Here is a 22073-nt window from a genome sequence, read left to right on the forward strand (position 1 = left end):
CCCGGAATCCATTGCGCCGCAAGCTTTGTGGCCTGATGGAGTCCGGGCTCAGCCCTTCGGGCTGCCCCGGAATGACAGAATTCCTCAGGCGCCCGGCACCTGATCCAGGAAGCCGGTGATGCTCCGGATCCGGCCGTCCTTCAGCATGGCGAAGTCGGTGCCCTTGATCGGGCTGTCGACGCCGTCGGGTCCGAGGCCCCAGGAGAAGCGGACGTGGTCGCCGAAGCCGTTCGGCTCGCCGATCAGCTTGAAACGGAAATCCGGAAACTTCTGCTGCACGCCCGCGATCAGCGCATCGACGCCCTCATGGCCGTCGCCGCTCATCAGCGGATCGATGTAGCGCGCGTCGGCGGTCCAATTCTGGCTCAGCATCTCGCGGCGCCGGCTCGGCGTCCGCTCGTTCCAGAGCTCGATATAGTTGCGGGCAATGGTCCTGTGGTCGGTCATGGTGCTCTCCTTCCGATGGGCCGGACTGTGCGGCTGTCCGGACTATCGAAGGTTTGCGTGCGCCGATCGATTACCTCGCAGGTCATCGCGCACGTTATGGCGCGATGGTCAGCACCGCCTTCATGTTGGGGTGATAGCGGCAATAATAGTCGACAGTGCCGGCTTTGATCAGAACCGACCTGATCGTCTGCTTCGGCGCGATCGTCACGTCGAAGTCGCCGTTCTTCGCGGTGGCGGTGTGCGCCAACACGTCCTTGTTGACCCATTCGATGGTGTCGCCGACCTTGGCGGAAGCCTCGGCCGGCGAGATCGCCATATTCTCCATCACGATCCGGAGGGTGGCGGCATGCGCCGGGACAGCCAGCGCGCCGAGCGCGAGCAAGGCCAGCGTTGCGAGATAGCGTCCGGGCAGCATCACGCGGCTCCCTACTTCATGCCGGCCGCAACATGTTCGGCATGCTGCTGGTGGCCCTGGAAGATCTTCAGGCCGGTCTGCAACAGGCTCTTCAGCTCGGGATTGCTGGCCGAGGGGATCAGCTGCGTTTCCAGCGCGGTGTTGACGGTCTTGTGGTAGGCGACCTCGTTGTCGATATAGGCCTTGTCGTAGGCGGCACCCTTCAGCTTGCCGAGCTCGGCGAGCTTGTCGGCCGCCTGTTTGGACAGCGCCTTGCTGGTGTCGTTGTCCTCCGGCGTCACCTTGAGCTTCTTGACGAGGTCGAGCGCCTGCTTGTTCACCGCCTCATGGTCGCGCGCCATGTCCTTGGCGAACGCCTTGACGTCCTTGTTGGAAGCTTTGGTCTCCGCCTGCTTGGCGGCGTTGATGTCGATCACACCTGCCGTGTAGGCGATGTGTGCGATCTGCGGATCGGTCAGCTTTGCGCCCTGGGCCAGCGCCGCGCCGGTGAGAACGCTGAGCGCGGCGACCGCGATGCTCAATCGAACGAACATGGTTTGACACTCCTGTTGAGCCGGGCGTAGCGCACGGCACGTCGTTGCTTGCACAGGAGTTGGATGGTGCTGATAGCGAGAGGTTCCCGGAAATCTATGCTGTGATGCCGAGCCGTTTCAGGACCGCCTCGGTCAATCGCTCGCAACGCCGGCCCGCGAACGGAAAGGCCTCCATCACGATGGGGCCGATCTTCCGCTCGACATTGTCGCGCAGCATGGTCCGGGCGCGGTGCAGGCGGGTCTTCACGGTTTCCGGCTTGAGGCCGAGGATGTCGGCGGTCTCCTCGACATTCATGCCCTCGATCACACGGGTGATGAAGACGAGGCGGAATGCCTCGGGCAGCTCATCGATTGCGTGCTCGACGAATTGCTGGATTTCGCGCTGGGCCATGGATTTTTCCGGATCGGCCGCTGACGACAGCGGGAACTGGATGATTTGGGCGTCTGCGGCGCGGTTCGGTAGCTCGGACCACTCCACGCTTGCGTGTTTGCAGCGCAGGCGGCCGAGCGCCTCGTTCATCGCGATCCGCGACAGCCAGGTCGAGAGGCTGGAGTCGCCGCGGAACTGGTCCAGATGGGTGAAGGCGCGCACATAGGCATCCTGAACCGCATCCTCGGCCTCGCTGTCGTTGCGCAGGATGCCGCGCGTCAGCCGGAACAGCCGGCGATTATTGGCCTGCATGATGGCGCGGATCGCGGCCTCGTCGCGGGCGAGCGCCCGTTGCACGAGCGCTGCATCGCCTGAGCGGATCGGCGGCGGGGATGTTACATGGGCCTGGCGCATGGCGGGCTCGCCCTCACTGTTGGCGGTATATTACCATTGGATGCCGACCGGCCGGACAGGTTCCCGAGAAAATGGGGGTCGGCCAAAGACCCGGTCAGGGGCTACGGCTTGATGTAGGCCTCGGGATCGCCGCGCGCATGCGCTTCCATCGCATCGAGGAAGCAGCGGACTTTCGCCGGGACATATTGCCGCGCCGGCAGCAGCGCATGCACGTTGAGCGGCTCGCAGGCATGGTCCGGCAACAGCCGTTTCAACTGGCCGGCTGCGACCGCGGCGCGGGTGTAGCTCGCGGTGACCCGCAGCACGCCATGGCCGGCGAGCGCCGCCTGCAAGCGGACATGCGCATTCGAGCTGGTGAGCCGCGCGCGATCCACCGCGAGATGCTCGACCGCGCCGCCGGGCGCGGTGATCGCCCATGGCGGATCGCTGGGACCGGTCAATAGCGGCAGCTTTCGCAATTCATCCAGCGTGCGCGGCTCGCCGAACCTCTCCAGCAGCGCCGGCGCCGCGAACAGGCCGCGCTCGAGGGTGAAGACGCGGCGGATCACGATGCCGGCTGACGGCAGCGGCGCCTCCAGCATCGCGAACACGATGTCGTAATTCTCGGCGATCGGATTGACGATGTCGTGCTCGACATCGATCCGGATCGCAAGCTCCGGATAGCGGCCCATCACCGCGCAGGCGACCGGTCCCGCGTGGTGCGCGCCGAATTCGTAAGGTGCCTTGATCCGCAAGGTGCCCGCGACGGCGCTCGACATCGCCAGCGCCTCGCTGCGGGTGTCGTGCAGTGCTGTGAACAGCGGGCGGACCTTGCGATAAATGGTCTCGCCGGAATCGGTCAGCCGCAGGTGCCGCGTGGTCCGCTCGATCAGCCGCAGCCCGAGATTGGCTTCGAGGCGCTGCACCGCAGCACTGAGGCTCGATTTGGGATGGCCGAGCACGCGCGCGGCCGCGGTGAAGCCGCCATGCTCGACAACCTCGCAAAACAGCTCCCAGTCGCGCCACTCCATGGCCGATTGTCCATCCAGCGGTACAGTGTGTCCAGCCAAATCGGATTATCCCGATCGCCGGGATCACCTAACCTCGTTGCAAGCAATCTTGCATCGGGAGGGTGACATGGCAGTGGGCTTGGCCGACGACGACGGAATTTTTCTGCGCAACGCCTGGTACGTGGCGGCGCTGAACCACGAGCTGATCGACGGCAAGAAGCTGGCGCGCACCATTCTGGAGCGGCCGATCGTGATCTATCGCGGCGCCAGCGGAAAGGTGGTCGCGCTCGACGACCGCTGCTGCCATCGCGCCGCGCCGCTCTCGATGGGCCGCATCGAGGGCGACGATATCAGGTGCATGTATCACGGCATGAAGTTCGCGGCCGATGGCAAGTGCATCCAGATCCCCGGCCAGGACGCGATCCCGGCCAAGCTCGGCGTGCGCAGCTATCCGGTGGTCGAGCGCTACAACATGGTCTTCATCTGGACCGGCGATCCTGAAAAGGCCGATCCGAAGCTGATCCTCGACTATCCGCCGCTCGAGGATCCCAAATGGCGCGGCCTGCCCGGCTACATGCACTACAAGGCCAATTGGCTGTTGATCGTCGACAATCTCAGCGATTTCGCCCATCTCGCTTTCGTGCACACCAACACGCTCGGCGGTTCCGAGGAATACGCCTACAAGACCAAGCCGGTGGCGATCGAGAAGCTGGATGACGGCTTCCGGGTCGAGCGCTGGCACATGGGCGCCGATGCGCCGCCCTACCACAAGAAGGTGATCTCCAACCGCGAGGACAAGGTCGATCGCCGCAACATCGGCCGCATGATCGTGCCGGGCATCTTCACGCTCGACACCACGTTTGCGCCGGCCGGGCAGGGCGTCGAGAAAGGCGTTCAGGTTCCCGGCACGCGGTCATATCGCAACGCGCAGTTCATGACGCCGGAGACGCGCTCGTCCACGCACTTCTTCTGGAACTATTTGCACGATTTCGACACCGACAATCCGAACATCGCGCTGTCGCTGCGACATTCGCTCGAGGAAGCCTTCAACGAGGACAAGGACTTCATCGAGGCCCAGCAGAAGGTGCTCGATGTCGATCCGGACTATCAGCTGCTCGCGATCGGCGCCGATGCGCCGCTGACCTATTTCCGCTGGCTGTTCGCGCGTCGGCTCGAGGCGGAGAAGGGCACGGCACGCGCCGCATAAACACGAATGGCGCGGTGGCCTGGGCCGCCGCGCCATTCAGGTAAATTTGAGGTAGCCAGTCGCCCCGCTTACTTGGCGGCGACAACCATGATCTCGACATTGTACTGCGGCGCCGCGAGCTTGGCCTCGACGGTGGCGCGGGCCGGGGTGTTACCCTCCGAGACCCAGGCGTCCCACGCCGCGTTCATCTCCGGGAAGGTCTTCATGTCGGTGATGTAGATGGTCGCGCTGAGAAGCTTCGACTTGTCGGTGCCGGCCTTGGCGAGGTGGCCGTCGATGATCGACAGGATGTCCTTGGTCTGCTCGGTGACGCTGCCGCCCGCGGCCTTGCCGGCAACGACGCCGGCGAGATAGACGGTGTTGCCGTGCACGACGACCTGGCTCATGCGCGGGCCGGTTTCGAAACGCTGAATGCTCATTTGGGTCTCCACTTGAATGGCGGGCACTGTCTACCGCGCCAATGTGGCCACCGCTACTGCACAATTTGCAGCACCGTTCACCGAAATCGCTCGAAATTGCTCCGAGATCGCCTCGGCGCAATCAGGCCTCCGGATTCTGCCCGTTCGCCCACTTCGCGAACAGCGCGATCCGCTCGGCAGGCCAGGCGCCGTCGCAGGGCATGGTGCCGGCCTCCAGGCGGGCCAGGATCTGCTGACCGTGCCTGGCAACATCCGTTTCCTTCCAGAGATCGAACGCGAACAGCATCGAGTTGCGGTCCATCGGCCGGAACAGCGGCCGGATGTGCTGCTCGAACTGCACGGCCTCGTCGGGCCCGGGCAGCGCGAAGCTGACGTCGTGCGCGGCCTGCGGATCGCCCGTGGTTGCCGATGGCCGTGCGGCGGGCGTTGCGTTGCAGACCCACCACCAGCGCGGCACCGGCATGTTCGGCGGCGGCTTCGCATCGGCGCCGGAATTCTCCACCGCGATCCGCGAGCCCCATTCGATATAGGCGACGAAGGCGGCGCGGAATTCCGGATCGGACGGCAGCCCGGCATCGTCGGCGCTCTGCACCATGTAGGTGGCCCACAGCGCGCGCTGCTCCGGCCTGATTTCCTTGCCGATGTGCTGCGACACCATCCGCCGATAGCCGCCATAGCGCTCGGTGTAGAATCTGGGGCCGCCGAACACTTCGCTGAGCCAGGCCGCCACCCGTTCGGGATGGTCCGGCGACATCTCGGCGAACAGCGGGCCGAGCAGCGGGTCCTCCGGCACGTAGCGGCTGTAGAAGATGCGCGTCATGTCGAGCAGCGCCGGATAGCCGCCGGCCCATTCGAACAGCGTCGGCTCCCGCATCGGATCGGGGACAGGGTCGTGAAACCCGACGTTCCAGTGCATGCCGCTGCAGAACGGCTTGTTCAGCGACGAACCGCAGCGGCACAGGCTGGCATGTTCCGGCGACGCACCCGCGTTCTGCGCGATCGGCGTGCCATCCTCATCGACCAGCTCGATATGACCGCTGATGCGATAGGGACCGTCCTTCGACACCTCGATCTGCGGCGGCCGGCTGATGTCCGACAGGTTGGCGTCGCGTGCGGGACCAATGCCGATGCCGAGCGCCCCCGATGGACATCTGCGCACCGCATTGATGAGATCGTCGAGGCGGGCGCCGCTCGGCGCGACGAACGGCTCCTCGCCGAGATGAAACACCGCGTTGAGCCGGTCGGTGCAGAAGCCGGAATGCGCGCAGCTGCCGCGGTTGTCGAAGATGTAGGCTTGCTGCCCGGCATAGACATCGAGCTTGTCGGGCACGCGCCGCGGATCCCTGGCGCCGGTGAAGCCGCGCGCGATGTGGCTATCGTCGCAGAACGGTTTGGTCCGCGACTGCCCGCAGCGGCAGAGCCGCACCGGCGCCTCGGCTGCAACAGGCACGCCGAGATGATCGACGATCGGAATGCCGGGCTCCGGTTCGTAGGGGCCGTTGCGTCTGACGATGATGCGCTTGCGCGGCTGTTGCTGGGGGCTCGGACCTTGGGCGGAACTGTCGTCTGTCATGCCTTGCAATGATCCCTGAACTCGCCCAACCCGTGCAAAGCGTGCTTAGATGGATCGATGGCGGCTCTCAACGAACCAGATGGAAAGTGCCGCGGGAGCGTTGCAATGATCCGCAAGACCAAGCGCAAATATGGTTGCCCGGTCGAGTTCTCGATCGATCAGCTCAGCGGCAAATGGAAGACCGTGATCCTCAGCCGCCTGAAAGTCCGGCCGATGCGCTATGGCGAGCTGCGCCACGACATCCCGCAGCTCAGCGACAAGGTGCTGACCGAGCGGCTGCGCGATCTGTGCAATTCAGGCTTCGTCAAACAGGAGCGCGGCGGCGGCGCCTCGCGCTACTGCCTGACCAAGCGCGGCGAGATGCTGAAGCCGATGCTGCAGGCGCTCTACGACTGGGGCGAGGCCAATGCCGACACGTTCGGCGTCCGGTTTCTCAGTGCGGAGGCGGACTAGGAATTCTCACGCCGCACGTTGTGGTCGTCTACCAAATCCTAAGTTTCAGAGAGTAGGCTTCGCGGCGAAGCCGCCTGTGAGGTCGCCCCCCAGGGGCGTACAGCATTGGGATAGATGGCGAAATGACGGGGGTCGATCAACCATCAGCACGCCTTCGATTGGCCGCGGAGCTCGCCGTCGGCCTCGCGCGGCGCTTTTCGATGACGCTCGAACCAGGCGACACGCCAGGCTATTATTGGCACTGCGCACAGAATCCGTTCGAGGATGGGTGCTACGTGCTTTGGGAGCTCGGCGTCGCTTTGACCTTGGTAGCGACCGGGAGTGGCTATCAAGGCATGACCTGGCAGCAATACGTCGATGCAAAGCGGCGTCCGGGCGAGGAAGCGTTTGCTCTGTATAAGTTCTTACCAGCTCGTGAAACCCGGGCGGGTGTGCTCGCCCGTGGTGAGCTTCCAGACGCGCTATTCGGGCGCCTGCTTGAGGCATATTTCGAAACCGCATGCGACTATGGCCCCGATGGGACGCAGCTTTGTTCAGGTTCTGAACCGTTCAAGCCGACGATTGAATTCGAGCACGAGATTGCCGCGCTCGTCGCGTGCGGTTATGCCGAACGTTGTGGGGACATGATCAAGTGGACCGACAAAGCCGCTCCAGTGATCTGGACGAAGACGCGTTCAGCTGATCCAAGTTCTCAGATCACGTTGCCAGACGATGTGCTCGAGCGCGTGAGCAGACTGGTGCAAGACCGCAACCCGATCGCGGCAATTGCCCTTGTCCGGGCGGAAACGGGCGCCCCGCTCTATGAGTGCAAGACCTATGTGGACGACCTCGTGCGGAAAAGTCACTGCAGCGATTAAGAACACCTGATCGACCTAAAAGCTGGCGCCTATCCTCATTCTTAATTTCCGCTTTGGCCTATCGCGACATGCTGCGCTGCATGCCAGACTAATGACGCGAACGTCTGCCGTGGGTCGGAAGGCGACATCGACCGGCTCTGCTGTCTTCCACCAACACCATGCAAAGGTGGATCGCCCCCGGTCCAGTAGCGGTTGTCTTGCAGCGCATGTGCCGCACGTGCCTCGTGCCCCTGACGGCCTCAAATGCCGAATATGTGTCCCTCAATCCTCGCAAGAAAGGCTAAACCCGCTCTCGGAGTTCGGCGGGAAGCGGCCGCTTCACTGTACAATGTCCGCGGCAGCAAACAGTCGGCTCTTCGCTTTGAGGACCGGCGACAGGAGAGCGTCGATGACCAGACTCACGGTATTGGGTGCAGTGCTTGTTCTTTCCGCAGTTCAGTTGACACCCGTGGTTGCGCAAGTCTCCGAGCCGGCCGCGGCATCGGCTCAGGATCCAAACTTCTCGATTTATTCAAATAGCAGGCCCAGCTACGGAGCCTACTCTGCGTTGGCTCAGACACAGCCCCGAGATGTGTCAGGGCCACGAGCACCCCTGCGGCCGCGTCACTCACGTCACGTGACGCCGCGTTACTGACCGCCGACGCCTATGCTTTGAGCGCCGCGAGCAACTCTTTTGCCAGAGGGCCCGCCGAGGCGGGATTCTGGCCGGTGATGAGGCGGCCATCAACGACGACGTAAGGTTGCCAGTTGGCTGCAGACGAGTATTCGGCCCCCTCTGCCCTGAGCGCGTCTTCGAGTTCGTAGGGCACGTCCTCGCGGGCGTAGTCGTGCTCTTCCTTCTTGGAGAACGACGTGAGCTTCTTGCCGCGCACGAATGGCGTTCCGTCACCGAGGTTGACCCCGAGGAGCGAGCACGGACCGTGACAGACGGCCGACACGATCTTGCCCGTCGTCCAGGCCCGCACGATCGCCCTTTGGACGTCTGCGTTGCGTTGGATGTCGACCATCGGCCCGAGGCCGCCGGGCACCAGGATCGCATCGTAGTCCGCGGCATCCACTTCCGACAGCTTGCGGCTGTGATTCAGCCGGCGAAAGCCCTTGCTCTCGAAAAATTCTCTCTGGGCAGGGTCTTTCTCATCATACGCGTCGTAAGGTGTCCATCCACCGGCAGGTGACGCGAACTCGATCGCAATTCCCGCCTTGTCCAGTACATCGAAAGGATGCGCGACCTCGGCGAAGAAGAATCCGGTCTTGCGGCTGCGCGGCCCGATCACGGCTGCGTTGGTGACGATGAACAGGACATGTTGGGTCACGTATTTCTCCTCGGCCTTCCGATCTCGCTACGCCCTTGCGTCGTCAAAACCACACCCGACGATAGCATGTCTCCGACCACGCAATCGAACCAAGGTATCTGCGACCCGATGCCGCGATGGGGCACAAGGCGACTTTCCTGGGGTCGGGGTCGCGTGCCCGCTTCACCATCGAAAGCGGACATTTCGAGTTTATGGGTACGCGCCTGGAGCACGATGAGAGCAAGCAGTGACGGGATATTGCGCCTATTCGGAATAATAGAAGTATCTTCCTGAGTTGCCCGACGTGTCAAGTCATTTGGTCGAGCGCGGCCGCCGCCGGCTACTACTGTGCATGGGGTTGTTTTCGATATTTTTGACGGCGTCCCTGCGACGGTCCCATGACTTTCGTACGGAACCGGTCTGGAGAGCGGATTTCCGGCCGGAACCATCAGCGAGCAAAGCTCGTTGTCGCGGCATGTTGGGGGCAATCAACACAAGGAATGTTCATGCGCATCCGCATCTCGACGGCATCCATCATTGCTGCCGCTGCACTCTCGCTTGGAACTCCTGCCTGGGCGCAAACGCAGGGAACACAACCGAAGGCGCCGCCGCAGGCTCAATCCGAGGAATCCACCGCCATCCGGACCATACAGGTCGTCGACGTCAAGGAACTGAAACCCGAAGTCCGGTCAAGGGTCGAGGCTGTCATCGCAAAGGCAAGCGAGGAAGATCTGAAGAACCTGCGGGGTTCCATCGACGCGTCCCAGGAAGCGACATCCGCGCTGAAGGCGAAGGGACTGAACTCGGCACAGGTTGTCGCGGTCAATCTCAGCAACGGCATCCTGACGCTGTTCACCAAGATCGCCTGACGAAATTCGCAGCCTGAAGAAGCGGAACAACAAAGGCCCGCCGGTTCGAGCCGGCGGGCCTGCTGCATCTCGGAACAGCGCGCTAGCTGACGGCTTTCGCTGCCGCACGCCCCGCGTTGCGGCCCGAGAACAGGCAGCCGCCGAGGAACGTGCCCTCCAGCGAGCGATAGCCGTGCACGCCGCCGCCGCCGAAGCCGGCGGCTTCACCGGCCGCGTAGAGCCCGCGGATGATCTGGTGATCCCTGCCGAACACGCGTGAATCGAGGTCAGTCTCGAAGCCGCCGAGCGTCTTGCGGGTCAGGATGTTGAGCTTCACCGCGATCAGCGGGCCGTGCGCGGGATCGAGGATGCGATGCGGCTTCGCGGTGCGGATCAGCCTGTCGCCGATATAGCGCCGCGCATTGTGCAGGTTCATCACCTGCGCATCCTTGACGTAGGGATTGGTGATCTCGCGGTCGCGCGCCTCGATCTGGGTCTTGATCGCGTCGAGGCTCAACAGGTCGTTGCCGGCGAGCTTGTTCATCGCGGCGACGAGCTCGGTGAGATTGTCGCGCACGATGAAGTCGGCGCCGTGCTGTTTGAAGGCTTCGACCGGCGCCGGCGCGCCCTTGTTGGTGGCGCGCTTGACCGTCATGCGCCAGCTTTTTCCGGTGAGGTCGGGGTTCTGCTCCGAGCCGGAGAGCGCAAATTCCTTCTTGATGATGCTCTGGGTCAGGATGAACCACGAATAATCGTAGCCGGTGCTCATGATGTAGTGCAGTTGCCCGAGCGTGTCGGAGCCCGGGAACAGCGGCGCCGGCAGCCGTTTGCCTGACGCGTCGAACCACATCGACGATGGCCCCGGCAGAATCCGGATGCCGTGGCGCGGCCAGATCGGGTTCCAGTTCTGGATGCCCTCGACATAGTGCCACATCCGGTCGCGGTTGATCAGCCGGCCGCCTGCCTGCTCGGTGATCCCGATCATGCGGCCGTCGACATGTTCGGGTACGCCGGAGATCATGAACGTCGGCGGCTCGCCGAGCCGCTTCGGCCAGTTCTGCCGCACCAGATCATGATTGCCGCCGATGCCGCCCGAGGCGACGATCACCGCCGGCGCGCGCAGCGCGAAATCGCCGACAACATTGCGCGAGGAGCTTTTGCCACGCTCGACCGAACTCGGTTCCAGGATCGCGCCGCTTACGCCATCAACGGCGCCGTTGGTGACGTTGAGCGCATCGACGCGATGGCGGAACTTGAACACCAGCCGACCGCTCTTGGCGGCCTCGCGCGCGCGGCGCTCGAACGGCTCGACGATGCCGGGGCCGGTGCCCCAGGTCACATGGAAGCGCGGCACCGAATTGCCGTGGCCCATGGCGTCGTAGCCGCCACGCTCGGCCCAGCCGACCACCGGGAAGATACGGTGGCCCATCGCGCGCAGCCAGTCGCGCTTCTCGCCGGCCGCGAACGCGACGTAGGCTTCGGCCCATTGGCGCGGCCAGTGATCCTCCTCACGATCGAAACCCGCGGTGCCCATCCAGTCCTGCATCGCGAGGTCGGCCGAATCCTTGATGCCGAGCCGGCGCTGTTCCGGCGAATCGACCAGGAACAATCCGCCGAACGACCAGAACGCCTGACCGCCGATGCTCTGTTCCCCTTCCTGGTCGAGCACGATGACGCGCTTGCCGGCGTCGGCGATCTCGGTTGCGGCGACCAGGCCGGCGAGCCCGGCGCCAATCACGATCACGTCTGCATCGTCAGCCATGTTTAATTCCCCCTGTCCCGGGTCGGATTCAAAACCGCGTCGTTGCGTGTGGTCAACGGCAAATGGACCTTGCCTGTGGCGGCGAGGCACCAAATGGTTGCGGCAAGCTGTTCCAGTTTGGGACCTTTTCCACGCGTCACTGCAGCGTGGGCGCAACACCCAATTTGAATTTGTTTTGACCGGCTTCGCTCGTCTGGACAAAAATGCGCGGCCGCAACACGCTCACGATTGTCTTGCATCACAGACCAAACAGATTCGGTTTCGACTGGGGCTGGCCAAAAATGAAGTTGATGACGGGGTTGCTCGCTGCGGTTCTCCTGCTGGCGGGAATGGGGGCGTCTCAAGCAGTGGTCAGGATCGCCGACGATCGCGGCGGCAAGATCGGCGTCTATGTCGACCGATATCAGGACCTGCGCACATCGGGTGAGACGGTGATCATCGACGGGCTGTGCGCCTCGGCCTGCACCATCGTGCTCGGCAAGGTCCCGCATGACCGGATCTGTGTGACCTCACACGCCAGTCTCGGCTTCCATGCCGCCTGGGATTACGGCGACAACGGCCGCCCGGTGCCCAATCCCGAAGCCACCCATATGCTGTACCTGATGTACCCGCCGGCGGTGCGCAAATGGATCATGGAGCGCGGTGGCCTGACCCGGCGCATGATCTTCCTGCGCGGCAAGCAACTGCAGGCGCTGTACAAGCCGTGCTACCTCAACGCCCAGGCGTCGGCGCCCAAACCGGCCACCGAGCCCACCCACTGAGCCCGCACACGAAGCTCTCGATCTCCATTGTGGGCCGTCATGGCCGGCGCAAGCTGGAGCATGGCCTGATGGCAATCAAGAAGCGCCTCGCCATCATTTGACGGCCTGCGACCGCCATGGCGCTTGCTGCTGGCCGGAACCGGGCCTATCTCAACGTGATGGTTCAGCCGATCTCCACCCGATCCGAGCTTGTCACGGCTCCGCAGGGCCGGGTGGCGTCTGCGATCCTGTGGGGCGCTGCCGGTATCGGCGGGCTGGCCCTGCTTGCCGCCGCCGCGCTCTGGTTCCACTACGGGACCGCGGTGTTTTTCGAAATGATCTCGGCCGGCATCGCCGCCTGCTTCTGACAAGGACGCCCTCGCATCATGCCCCGGACCACGCGCCCATTGGTGATCTTTGCTGCCTTCGCGGGCAGTCTGGCGGTCGGCCTGTTTCTCATGCTGTGGGCGATCGGTGGCCTGCGTACCGTCGCCGCGCCGGCCGCGATCGGCGGGCCGTTCCAGCTCACCGACCAGGCCGGCCAGACCGTCACCGACAAGAACCTGCAGGGCAAGCCGACCCTGATTTTCTTCGGCTTCACCCATTGCCCGGACATCTGCCCGACCTCGTTGTTCGAGATTTCCGAGGTGTTGAAGGCGATGGGCAAGGATGCCGATCGGGTGAATGCCTATTTCGTCTCGGTCGACCCGGAACGCGACACCGCCACGGCGATGAAGGACTATCTGTCGAGCTTCGATCCGCACCTCAAGGGCCTGACCGGCGATCCGGCCGCGATCGCCAAGGTGCTGTCGAGCTACCGTGTCTACGCCAAGAAGGTGCCGCTGAAGGATGGCGACTACACGATGGACCACACCGCGCTGATCTATCTGATGGACCGCGACGGCCATTTCGTCGCGCCGTTCAATCTGAAACGGACGCCGGAAGAGGCTGCAGTCGATCTTAAACGGTATCTCTAGCCGCCATTTCCGATTCAGAATTAACCCATTCGGCGCTCGATTCGGGCGCCGAATGGTCTATAAGCCGTTCAATTCCCTGATATTGCCGGTTATGCCAGATCCGTCCGCCCAGTCGTTTGCCGTCCGCCCGCGCCAGCTTCGCCTGGCCGCTGGCATGATGGTGGCCGCCCTGTTGGCGATGGCGGGACTTGCGCGCGCGCAGACACCCGCGGCACCGGCGCCGCAGACACCGGCGGCCAAGCCCGCGCCGACCAAGCCTGTCCCCGCACAAGCGGTGCCCGCAACACCCCCGGCAGCGGCGCCGCCGGCAGCTGTCGCCCCGTCGGCTCCGAACCAGCCGCCCAAGGCCGCCGAGGCCGCGCCGCAGGCGGTGCCGGGCTTCTGGGACCCGCGGCGGCGGCCGGACCGGCCGGACCTGTCGCGCCTCACCGTGATCCGTTTCCTGACCGAGACCGACTATCCGCCGTTCAACTTCACCGGCCCGGACGGCAATCCGGCCGGCTTCAATGTCGACCTGGCGCGCGCGCTCTGCGACGAGATCAAGGTCACCTGCACCATCCAGATGCGCCGCTTCGAGACCCTGATCGATGCGCTCGCCACCAACCGGGGCGATGCCATCATCGCCTCGATGGCGGTGACGCCGCAGCTGCGCGCCAAGGTCGATTTCACCGACCCCTATTATCGCGCGCCGGCGCGCTTCGTGTCGCGCCGCGACAATGCGATGCCGGAAATCCGTCCCGAATATCTCGAGGGCAAGAAGGTCGGCGTGATCGCCGGCACCTCGCACGAGGCCTACCTCAAGGCGATGTTCACCGACGCCGAGATCCATTCCTATCCGGATAACGATGCGCTGCGCGCCGCACTGCGCCGCGGCGAGGTCGATTTCATCTTTGGCGATGCGATCTCGCTGGCGTTCTGGATCAACGGCACCGATTCCGCCGAATGCTGCGCGTTCTCCGGCGGCCCCTTCGTCGAAAGCCGCTATTTCGGCGAGGGCGTCGGCATCGCCGTGCGCAAGGGCAACGACCTGCTGCGGCAGTCGCTGAACTGGGCGCTGTTCCGGATCTGGGAGAAAGGCCGCTTCACCGATCTGTGGCTGCGCTATTTCTCGATCAGCCCGTTTTGATGCTGTGGTCTTCGCCTCGCCCGCTTGCGGGGAGAGGTCGGAATTCAAGCGCAGCTTGAATTCCGGGTGAGGGGGAGCTTCCGCGAATCCGTCTCTTGCCATTGACGCGGATAGAGCCCCTCACCCCAACCCTCTCCCCGCAAGAGCGGGGCGAGGGAGCGCAACTTTGCATTTTGCCGCGAAAGCGTTAGTTTTCGCGGCCTTTTTGGAGAAAGCCTGAAGTATGTCCGTGATTGATCTTGCCGCCAGCCCGAGCGACCTGCGGGCGCTCGCCGAACAATCCAACGCCTGGCCGTTCGAGCAGGCGAAAGCGATTGTGGCGCGGCTGAAGAAAAATCCGAAGGACGAGGTGCTGTTCGAGACCGGCTACGGCCCGTCGGGCCTGCCGCATATCGGCACCTTCGGCGAGGTCGCGCGCACCACCATGGTGCGCCACGCCTTCCGCGTGCTGACCGAGGACAAGATCAAGACCCGCCTGCTCGCCTTCTCTGACGACATGGACGGCCTGCGCAAGGTGCCGGACAACGTGCCGAACAAGGAGCTGCTGGAAAAGCACCTCGGTATGCCGTTGACCAAGGTGCCGGATCCGTTCGGCACCCATCCGAGCTTCGGCCAGCACAACAATGCGCGGCTGCGCGCCTTCCTCGATCAGTTCGGCTTCGATTACGAGTTCGCGAGCTCGACCGAGTATTACACCTCGGGTCGGTTCGATGCCGCGCTGCTGCGGATGCTGGAGCGGATCGAGAAGGTGATGGCGATCATGCTGCCGTCGCTGCGCGAGGAGCGGGCGGCGAGCTATTCGCCGTTCCTGCCGATCTGTCCGCGCACCGGCCTCGTGCTCTACGTGCCGGTGACGGCGCACGACGCCAAGGCAGGCACCATCTCCTATGAAGATCCCGAGACCAAGGAGAGGGTCACCGTTCCCGTCACCGGCGGCCGCTGCAAGCTGCAATGGAAGCCGGACTGGGCGATGCGCTGGTATGCGCTCGGCGTCGACTATGAAATGGCCGGCAAGGACCTGATCGATTCGGTGAAGCTGTCCGCCAAGATTTGCGCGGCACTCGGCGGCACGCCGCCGGAAGGCTTCAACTACGAGCTGTTCCTCGACGAGAAGGGCCAGAAGATATCGAAGTCGAAGGGCAACGGCCTGACGATCGACGAGTGGCTGCGCTACGCCTCACCGGAATCGCTGTCGCTGTTCATGTATCGCGAGCCGAAGGCGGCGAAGCGGCTGTATTTCGACGTCATCCCGCGCAATGTCGACGACTACCAGCAGTTCCTCGACGGCTTCACGCGACAGGAGCCACGGCAGCAGCTGCAAAATCCAGTCTGGCACATCCATTCCGGCAAGCCGCCGCAGGCCGACATGCCCGTCACCTTCCAGCTCTTGCTGACGCTGGTGTCGTCGTCGAACGCCGAGAATGCCGAAACGCTGTGGGGCTTCATCGGCCGCTACCGGCCGGGCGTGACGCCCGAGAGCCATCCGAAGTTAGACGCGATGGTCGGCTACGCCATCAACTACTATCGCGACTTCGTGGCGCCGACCAAGCAGTTCCGCGAGCCCACTGAAGCTGAGCGCGCCGCGCTGCAGGACCTGCGCGATGCGCTCGCCAACATGCCGGCGAACGCGACCGCGGAAGACATCCAGAACGTGGTCTACGAGATCGGCCGCCGCGAGCCGTTCCTCGACATGGTCAAGAAGGGCAAGGACGGCCGTCCCGGCGTCTCGCTCGACTGGTTCAACATGCTCTACCAGGTGCTGCTCGGCCAGGAGAAGGGCCCGCGCTTCGGCTCGTTCGTCGCGGTCTACGGCGTGCAGAACGCCGTCAACATGATCGACGGCGCGCTGGCGCGATCGTCGTAGCCTGAAAAGAATGTAGCCCGGATGGAGCGCAGCGAAATCCGGGAACCTCGCCACTGGCGCGGCTTGCCCCGGATTGCGCTGCGCTCCATCCGGGCACGGCACCACGCCTGCGGCGTAGCGCCGCAAAATCCGGATGGCTGATCCCCGGCAATATCAGCCAGGGTTGCGCCGGATTGCGCTACACTCGCTCCCATAAAATCAGCACGGCCTCCGCAGAGAGACCGGCACAGATGGGAGCATGCGCATGCAGTTCAGGGTTTCGCCGACGTCGCTGCAGGACAGTACGAGCGCCGAGGAATGGCAGGCGCGGGTCGATCTCGCGGCCGCGCATCGGCTTGCCTACATCCACGGCTTTTCCGAAGGCATCTTCAACCATCTCACCTTCGTGGTGCCCGGCCGCAGCGATCGCTACTACCAGATCCCGTTCGGCATGCACTGGTCGGAGGTGACGGCATCGTCGTTCATGGAGGTCGGCATCGACGATGCGCAGGTGAAGCGCGGCGAGGGTGAGGTCGAGCGCTCCTGCTTCTGCATCCATGCGCCGATCCACAAGGCATTGCCGCAGGCCAAGGCGGTGTTCCACACCCACATGCCGTATGCGAGCGCGCTGACGCGGCTCGAGGATCCGCGCATCAAGGAGATCGGCCAGACCGAGGTTGGGCTGTCGGAGGCGATCGCCTATGACGATCTCTACACCGGCCCGGCGCTCGATCCCGAGGAAGGCGCACGGCTCGCCAAGGTGATCGGCAACAAGACCATCCTGTTCATGGCCAACCACGGCATCTCGACCGTCGGCGAGACCGTCGCCGATGCCTATGACCGGCTCTATTACATCGAGCGCGCCGCGCAGGTGCAGATCTACGCGATGTGGACCCAGCAGCCGCTCAAGCAATTGCCGCAGCATGTGGTGGAGAAGACCAAGCGCGATTTCCGCGACGACCACCTCTACAACGGCCCGAGCCCGTCGCAGCGGCATTTCGATGCGCTGAAGCGGATGCTGGACCGCAAGGAGCCGGACTACGCGACGTAAGCGGAGGTCGTGCCGCAAATACCACCGTCGTCCCGGCGAAGGCCGGGACCCATTACCAAAGGGTTGGGTTGTTAGAGCAGGCTGCGGCCCCAGCTCGCTATAATTCAAACGGCGGTGGTTATGGGTCCCGGCCTTCGCCGGGACGACACTGATTTTGTGGCTAATGGTTCAGCTAGCTACTGGCTCGCCCACACCACGCGCGCGATCCACGTGACTTCCTCTGCATCGAGCATGCGGTCGGGATGTTCCGGATTGAGCGACGCCAGTTCCAGCACCTTGCCGGTGCGGCGCCTCAATTCCTTCACCATCACTTCGCCGCCGGTGGTGCGCACCACGACGCGATCGCCGCGGCGGATCGCGGTCGCGGGTGACACCACGATGATGTCGCCTTCGCGATAGGCCGGCTTCATCGAGTCGCCCTCGATCTCGAGTGCATAGGCGTGCTCGTCGGTGGTTGCCGGCAGCGCCACCTCGTCCCAGCCCTTGCCGGCGGGAAAGCCGCTGTCGTCGAAATAGCCGCCGGCACCGGCCTGCGCGAAGCCGAGTAGCGGCACCGACTGGCCGCCGCGCGGACCGTCGCCGAGCAACTGTACGAAGGTTTCCATGCTGGCATTGCTCGCGGCCAGCGCCTTGGAGAGCGATTCAGTCGAGGGCCAGCGCTCGCGCCCGTCGCCGGTCACGCGCTTGGACTTGTTGAAGGTGGTGGGATCGAGCCCGGATTGCTTGGCAAGGCCTGAGGGCGACAGGCCGGCGCGTTCGGCGAGCCGGTCGAGCGCGGCCCAGACCTGCGCATGGGTCAGCGGTCGGGCGGCTTTGGACTGTTTGGCCATCGAGAACATCCCGGATGGTAGGAATTATTGCCTGAAACTTCGATTTTCGCAAATCTGCCGTCGGATGTGTCCCACCACCGCTTGAGTTGCGCCGCCGCCGCCTTTACGGTCCCTCGCTCGCCACATGGCGTCTGGGGCATTTCCCCTCAAATCCGGATAAAACCCCAAGAGACTCAAGGACAAAAGGGAAGGCCGGGCCGTGCCTATGATCTATAAAATCACCCCCGCTTCGGCCTGGCGCGAGGCCGAGCGGCAGGGCGTGTACCGGGGCAGTGCGGACGACAATCGCGACGGCTTCATCCATTTTTCGACCGCCTCGCAGGTGGCCGAGACCGCGCGCAAGCATTACCACGGCCAGACCGGCCTGTTCCTGGTCGCGGTCGATGCCGATGCGCTTGGCGACGCCCTGCGCTGGGAGCGGTCGCGCAATGACGAGCTGTTCCCGCACCTCTATGGCGAACTCGACCTCGGCGCGGTCACCGAGATCCTCGACCTGCGCGCGCGCTCCGACGGTGGCCACGACGTTCCGGAGCTGAAGCCGTGATCCGCGCCTTCGACGCCTTCTCGCTGCCGCTGCTGCGCTGGTTCGATCCCGAGGATGCCCATCGCATGGCAATCCAGGGCCTGAAGCTGCTGCCGCCGATCCGGCAGCGGGCAGATGATCCGAAGCTCGCGGTGCGCGCCTTTGGACTGAACTTTCCGAACCCGATCGGTATGGCGGCGGGTTTCGACAAGAGCGCCGAGGTGCCGGACGCGCTGCTGCGGCTCGGCTTCGGCTTTGTCGAGATCGGCTCGGTGACGCCGAAGCCGCAAGCCGGCAACCCGCGGCCGCGGCTGTTTCGCCTGGAGCGCGACGAGGCCGTGATCAACCGCATGGGCTTCAACAATGACGGCGCCGAAGCCGTGCTGCGGCGGCTCGCCGCGCGCGCCGGCGGCGGCGGCATCATCGGGGTCAATGTCGGGGCCAACAAGGATTCGCCGGACCGCGTCGCCGATTATGTGAAGCTGATCGAGACCTTTGCCCCGGTCGCGAGCTATTTCACCGTCAATGTCTCGTCGCCGAACACGCCGGGCCTGCGCAATCTGCAGCAATCGGCGGCGCTCGACGATCTGCTGGCGCGGGTGATCGATACCCGCGAGCGCGTGCGCAAGAACGCCGGCGATTCACCGGTCCTGCTCAAGATCGCGCCGGACCTCAGCCTCGCCGAGCTCGACGATGTCGTGCACATCGCCCGCTCGCGGCGGGTCGACGGCATGATCGTCGCCAACACCACGCTGGCGCGTCCCTCGACCTTGCGCGAGGAGAACCGCGCCAAGGAGCAGGGCGGCCTGTCGGGTCGTCCGCTGTTCCGTCTGTCGACGCGCATGGTGGCGGAAACCTATGTCCGCGTCGAAGGCGCGTTTCCGTTGGTCGGCGTCGGTGGCATCGATAGCGGCGGCGCCGCGCTGACCAAGATTCGCGCCGGCGCCAGCCTGGTCCAGATCTATTCCTCGCTGGTCTACAAGGGCATCGGCCTGGTCGACGACATCAAGCGCGATCTGTCCTCGACCTTGCTGCGCACGGGGCGCGACACGCTGTCGGAAATCGTCGGCGCCGATGCCGCGACGATCACTGCCGAGGATTGGCCGGTCAGGTAAGGACCTGTAGCCCGGATGCAGCGACGCGCAATCCGGGACAGTCTCACCGCGAATGCAGACCCCGGATTTCGCTTCGCTTCATCCGGGCTACGCGGCTACGCCTTGAACGACTTCCTCAACAGCGCCGGATAGCGCAGGCCTTGCAAGCCGCCGCGCGCGACGTAGAAGCCGAGCAGCGCGATCCACAGGCCGGTGTTGCCGTATCCGCTGAGCGCCCACCAGGTGGCAAGGAAGATCGCGAGCGAGGCCAGCATCAGATTGCGCATCTCGCGCGCCCAGGTCGCGCCGACATAGATGCCGTCGAAGCCGAACGCGAACACGCCGGGCAAGGGCGCCAGGATCACGAACACCAGGAACTCGCGCGCAGCGCGGCGCACGTCGTCGCTGGTCGTCATCAGATTGATCAGTGCCGGCCCGAACAGCGCGAACAGCACCGAAACCACCAGCGCAAAGCCGATGCCCCACAGCAGCACCAGCCGGGTCGAATCGGCAAAGCCGCGCGCGTCGCGCGCGCCGAAGGCGCGGCCGCACAGCTGCTGGGCGGCGTTGGCGAGGCCGTCGAGGAAGAAGGCGCTCACCAGCAGGAAATTGTTCAGCACCGAATTCGCCGCCAGCGTCACGTCGCCCTCGCGCGCGCCCTTGGCGGTGAAGAACAGGAACACGACGATCAGCGCCGCGGTGCGGACCATGATGTCGCGGTTGACGGCGAGCATACGCATCAGCTTGGCGCGGTCGAACAGCGTGGCCGCCGGAACGGCGAAGCCGCCTTGCGCGATCCGCCACGCGACGACGATGCCGGCGGCGAAGCCGGCGGTCTCGGCGAGCACGGCAGCGATCGCAGCGCCTGCAATGCCGGCGCCGTAGACCTGCACCAGCAGCACGGTCGCGGCCATGTTGATCAAATTGATCACGATCTGCAGGACCAGCGCCAGATTGGCGCGCGCCTGGCCGACCAGCCAGCCCAGGATGACGTAATTGGCGAGCGCCAGTGGTGCCGACCAGATCCGGATCATGAAATAGCTCTTGGCCGCGCGCGTGACGCCCTCGCTGCCGCCCATCAGCTGGAACGTGATTGCGGCCAGCGGCACCTGCAGCGCGATCAGCGCCGCGCCGATCAGCCCGGCGACGATGAAGCCGCGCACCAGGATGGCGGCATATTCCTGTGGCTCTCCGGCACCCTGTGCCTGTGCGGTGAAGGCCAGCGTCGACATGCGCAGGAAGGCGAACAGCCAGAACAGGCAGTCGAAGATCACCGAGGCCATCGCCACCCCGCCGAGCAGCGCGGCATCGTCGAGCCGGCCGATCGCGGTGGTCGAGACGATGCCGATCAGTGGCGTGGTCAGGTTGGCGACCATCGCGGGGCCTGCGATGGCGAACACCTGGCGGGTCGTGATCTTCGGATGAACGGGGGCGTGCATGGCTACAATTGTGAGGGATGTACGCTTCTATCGCGTCGTCCGTGGCGCGACCATGCCGGAATTGGTCTCAGAGCAATGCGGTGGCGAGGGGGCTGCCGACAAGGCGTTGCATGGTCAGAACACCACGACCATGCCGTCACTGGCTGCCGTGTAGGGCAGGCTGTCGACGCGGCCCAGCATGTCGTCGCTCATATGGGTCAACACCACGCGTTTCGTGTTAATGGCGGGCAAATGCGCTTCCAGCGTTTTCAGGCTGAGGTGGTTCTTGACCATCTTGTCGTAGGTATAGGCTTCGACGATGAAGAGGTCGGCGTTCTGCGCGGCGGGGATCAGCGCGTCGGTCCATTCGGTGTCGGCGCTGTAGCTGACGACGCGGCCTTCCGCCTCGACGCGGTAGGCGAGGAACGGCCCGCCGGATTCGCCGTGCACTACCGGGAAGGGCGTCACGCTCACCTCACCGAAGCTGCGTCGCTCGTGCGGGGCGAGCGTGACGACGGACAGGTCGAAGCGTTGTCTGGTTTTGGAGGAGTGCTCGAACATCACCTCCATCACCGCAGGCAGTTTCGTTTCGATGCCTTCGGGACCTGCGATCACCAGCGGCCTTGTGCGGCGGGAGAATTGCGCATCGAGCAGGAAGAACGGCAGGCCGGCAAAATGATCGCCGTGGAAATGGGTGATCAGGATCAGGTCGATCGCATCGCGGTCGATCCCGAGCCGCTTCAGCGCCGGCAACGAGGAGGCGCCGCAGTCGATCAGGAAATTGGCGCGCGCGCCGCTGACGTGGAAGCAGGTGTTGAAGCGGCCGCCGGAGCCGAATGCATCGCCGCAGCCGACAAATCGCAAGTGCATCGGCTGCGAGCTTTCCTTTGGA

At 64.4% G+C, this 22073-nt stretch carries 24 protein-coding genes; 12 read left to right on the top strand and 12 right to left on the bottom strand.

Translation table 11 applies throughout. The annotated features are described in order from the left end of the window. Positions 1–84: 84 nt before the first annotated feature. From BRSPCE3_RS21430 to BRSPCE3_RS21450, 5 genes are all read right to left on the bottom strand, one after another. Positions 85–447 (bottom strand): nuclear transport factor 2 family protein, encoded by a 363-nt coding sequence (locus BRSPCE3_RS21430; protein WP_244068081.1) that lies wholly within the window; start codon positions 445–447, stop codon positions 85–87. Between the two features lie 94 nt (positions 448–541). After that, positions 542–862 (bottom strand): cupredoxin domain-containing protein, encoded by a 321-nt coding sequence (locus BRSPCE3_RS21435; protein WP_244068082.1) that lies wholly within the window; start codon positions 860–862, stop codon positions 542–544. Positions 863–873: 11 nt separating this feature from the next. Then, entirely contained in the window at positions 874–1395 is a 522-nt protein-coding gene (locus tag BRSPCE3_RS21440) for a DUF4142 domain-containing protein (RefSeq protein WP_244068083.1), read from the bottom strand. 94 nt (positions 1396–1489) lie between these two features. Continuing rightward, the gene (locus BRSPCE3_RS21445) at positions 1490–2179 is read right to left on the bottom strand and encodes an RNA polymerase sigma factor (protein WP_244068084.1); all 690 of its coding nucleotides are present in this window, start codon (positions 2177–2179) and stop codon (positions 1490–1492) included. Between the two features lie 101 nt (positions 2180–2280). Further along, positions 2281–3189: a LysR family transcriptional regulator gene (locus BRSPCE3_RS21450; protein ID WP_244068085.1), complete on the bottom strand. Its 909-nt coding sequence runs from the start codon at positions 3187–3189 to the stop codon at positions 2281–2283. 106 nt (positions 3190–3295) lie between these two features. Between BRSPCE3_RS21450 and BRSPCE3_RS21455 the strand changes: the two genes are divergently transcribed. Next, positions 3296–4375 carry an aromatic ring-hydroxylating dioxygenase subunit alpha gene (locus BRSPCE3_RS21455; protein ID WP_244068086.1) on the top strand — a complete coding sequence of 360 codons (1080 nt, stop codon included), beginning with the start codon at positions 3296–3298 and terminating at the stop codon, positions 4373–4375. Positions 4376–4443: 68 nt separating this feature from the next. Here BRSPCE3_RS21455 and BRSPCE3_RS21460 read toward each other — a convergent pair whose 3' ends face one another. Both BRSPCE3_RS21460 and BRSPCE3_RS21465 read right to left on the bottom strand, forming a co-directional pair. Continuing rightward, positions 4444–4794 carry a RidA family protein gene (locus BRSPCE3_RS21460; protein ID WP_244068087.1) on the bottom strand — a complete coding sequence of 117 codons (351 nt, stop codon included), beginning with the start codon at positions 4792–4794 and terminating at the stop codon, positions 4444–4446. 121 nt (positions 4795–4915) lie between these two features. Beyond that, on the bottom strand, positions 4916–6367 hold the full coding sequence (locus tag BRSPCE3_RS21465; protein ID WP_244068088.1) for a CDGSH iron-sulfur domain-containing protein: 1452 nt from the start codon (positions 6365–6367) through the stop codon (positions 4916–4918). 105 nt (positions 6368–6472) lie between these two features. Here BRSPCE3_RS21465 and BRSPCE3_RS21470 point away from each other — a divergent pair, with 105 nt between their 5' ends. Both BRSPCE3_RS21470 and BRSPCE3_RS21475 read left to right on the top strand, forming a co-directional pair. Further along, on the top strand, positions 6473–6820 hold the full coding sequence (locus BRSPCE3_RS21470; protein WP_244068089.1) for a helix-turn-helix domain-containing protein: 348 nt from the start codon (positions 6473–6475) through the stop codon (positions 6818–6820). A gap of 122 nt (positions 6821–6942) precedes the next feature. Further along, the gene (locus BRSPCE3_RS21475) at positions 6943–7677 is read left to right on the top strand and encodes a hypothetical protein (protein WP_244068090.1); all 735 of its coding nucleotides are present in this window, start codon (positions 6943–6945) and stop codon (positions 7675–7677) included. A 644-nt stretch (positions 7678–8321) separates the two neighbouring features. On the opposite strand, the gene BRSPCE3_RS21480 is transcribed toward BRSPCE3_RS21475, so the two are convergent. Next, the gene (locus BRSPCE3_RS21480; protein WP_244068091.1) at positions 8322–8990 is read right to left on the bottom strand and encodes a type 1 glutamine amidotransferase domain-containing protein; all 669 of its coding nucleotides are present in this window, start codon (positions 8988–8990) and stop codon (positions 8322–8324) included. A 485-nt stretch (positions 8991–9475) separates the two neighbouring features. Here BRSPCE3_RS21480 and BRSPCE3_RS21485 point away from each other — a divergent pair, with 485 nt between their 5' ends. Further along, complete coding sequence (locus BRSPCE3_RS21485) at positions 9476–9838, top strand: hypothetical protein (RefSeq protein WP_244068092.1); 363 nt, start codon at positions 9476–9478, stop codon at positions 9836–9838. An 82-nt stretch (positions 9839–9920) separates the two neighbouring features. Here BRSPCE3_RS21485 and BRSPCE3_RS21490 read toward each other — a convergent pair whose 3' ends face one another. Further along, positions 9921–11579, bottom strand: coding sequence for an FAD-binding dehydrogenase (locus BRSPCE3_RS21490; protein WP_244068093.1), 1659 nt, complete (start codon positions 11577–11579; stop codon positions 9921–9923). 281 nt (positions 11580–11860) lie between these two features. On the opposite strand from BRSPCE3_RS21490, the gene BRSPCE3_RS21495 reads away from it, so the two are divergent. The 6 genes from BRSPCE3_RS21495 to BRSPCE3_RS21520 all read left to right on the top strand — a co-directional run bounded on the left by BRSPCE3_RS21495 (position 11861) and on the right by BRSPCE3_RS21520 (position 17316). Beyond that, positions 11861–12340 carry a hypothetical protein gene (locus tag BRSPCE3_RS21495; RefSeq protein ID WP_244068094.1) on the top strand — a complete coding sequence of 160 codons (480 nt, stop codon included), beginning with the start codon at positions 11861–11863 and terminating at the stop codon, positions 12338–12340. Positions 12341–12456: 116 nt separating this feature from the next. Continuing rightward, positions 12457–12687 carry a hypothetical protein gene (locus tag BRSPCE3_RS21500; protein ID WP_244068095.1) on the top strand — a complete coding sequence of 77 codons (231 nt, stop codon included), beginning with the start codon at positions 12457–12459 and terminating at the stop codon, positions 12685–12687. Between the two features lie 18 nt (positions 12688–12705). Further along, positions 12706–13296, top strand: coding sequence for an SCO family protein (locus BRSPCE3_RS21505; RefSeq protein ID WP_244068096.1), 591 nt, complete (start codon positions 12706–12708; stop codon positions 13294–13296). 91 nt (positions 13297–13387) lie between these two features. After that, the gene (locus BRSPCE3_RS21510) at positions 13388–14422 is read left to right on the top strand and encodes a transporter substrate-binding domain-containing protein (protein ID WP_244068097.1); all 1035 of its coding nucleotides are present in this window, start codon (positions 13388–13390) and stop codon (positions 14420–14422) included. A gap of 223 nt (positions 14423–14645) precedes the next feature. Then, positions 14646–16286 carry a lysine--tRNA ligase gene (locus BRSPCE3_RS21515; protein WP_244068098.1) on the top strand — a complete coding sequence of 547 codons (1641 nt, stop codon included), beginning with the start codon at positions 14646–14648 and terminating at the stop codon, positions 16284–16286. Between the two features lie 244 nt (positions 16287–16530). Beyond that, positions 16531–17316 carry a class II aldolase/adducin family protein gene (locus BRSPCE3_RS21520; protein WP_244068099.1) on the top strand — a complete coding sequence of 262 codons (786 nt, stop codon included), beginning with the start codon at positions 16531–16533 and terminating at the stop codon, positions 17314–17316. A gap of 176 nt (positions 17317–17492) precedes the next feature. On the opposite strand, the gene BRSPCE3_RS21525 is transcribed toward BRSPCE3_RS21520, so the two are convergent. Further along, the gene (locus BRSPCE3_RS21525; RefSeq protein WP_244068100.1) at positions 17493–18146 is read right to left on the bottom strand and encodes a helix-turn-helix transcriptional regulator; all 654 of its coding nucleotides are present in this window, start codon (positions 18144–18146) and stop codon (positions 17493–17495) included. Between the two features lie 199 nt (positions 18147–18345). Between BRSPCE3_RS21525 and BRSPCE3_RS21530 the strand changes: the two genes are divergently transcribed. Then, positions 18346–18690: a DUF952 domain-containing protein gene (locus BRSPCE3_RS21530; RefSeq protein ID WP_244068101.1), complete on the top strand. Its 345-nt coding sequence runs from the start codon at positions 18346–18348 to the stop codon at positions 18688–18690. Next, the gene (locus BRSPCE3_RS21535) at positions 18687–19784 is read left to right on the top strand and encodes a quinone-dependent dihydroorotate dehydrogenase (RefSeq protein ID WP_244068102.1); all 1098 of its coding nucleotides are present in this window, start codon (positions 18687–18689) and stop codon (positions 19782–19784) included. Before BRSPCE3_RS21530 ends, BRSPCE3_RS21535 begins: the two co-directional genes overlap by 4 nt. 95 nt (positions 19785–19879) lie before the next feature. Here the strand turns inward: BRSPCE3_RS21535 and BRSPCE3_RS21540 are convergent, their stop codons facing one another. Together BRSPCE3_RS21540 and BRSPCE3_RS21545 are read right to left on the bottom strand one after the other, a co-directional pair. Beyond that, the gene (locus BRSPCE3_RS21540) at positions 19880–21202 is read right to left on the bottom strand and encodes an MATE family efflux transporter (protein ID WP_244068103.1); all 1323 of its coding nucleotides are present in this window, start codon (positions 21200–21202) and stop codon (positions 19880–19882) included. A 114-nt stretch (positions 21203–21316) separates the two neighbouring features. Further along, on the bottom strand, positions 21317–22051 hold the full coding sequence (locus BRSPCE3_RS21545) for an MBL fold metallo-hydrolase (RefSeq protein ID WP_244068104.1): 735 nt from the start codon (positions 22049–22051) through the stop codon (positions 21317–21319). Positions 22052–22073: the final 22 nt, after the last annotated feature.

This window comes from Bradyrhizobium sp. Ce-3 (assembly GCF_022835695.1).
Taxonomy (GTDB): domain Bacteria; phylum Pseudomonadota; class Alphaproteobacteria; order Rhizobiales; family Xanthobacteraceae; genus Bradyrhizobium.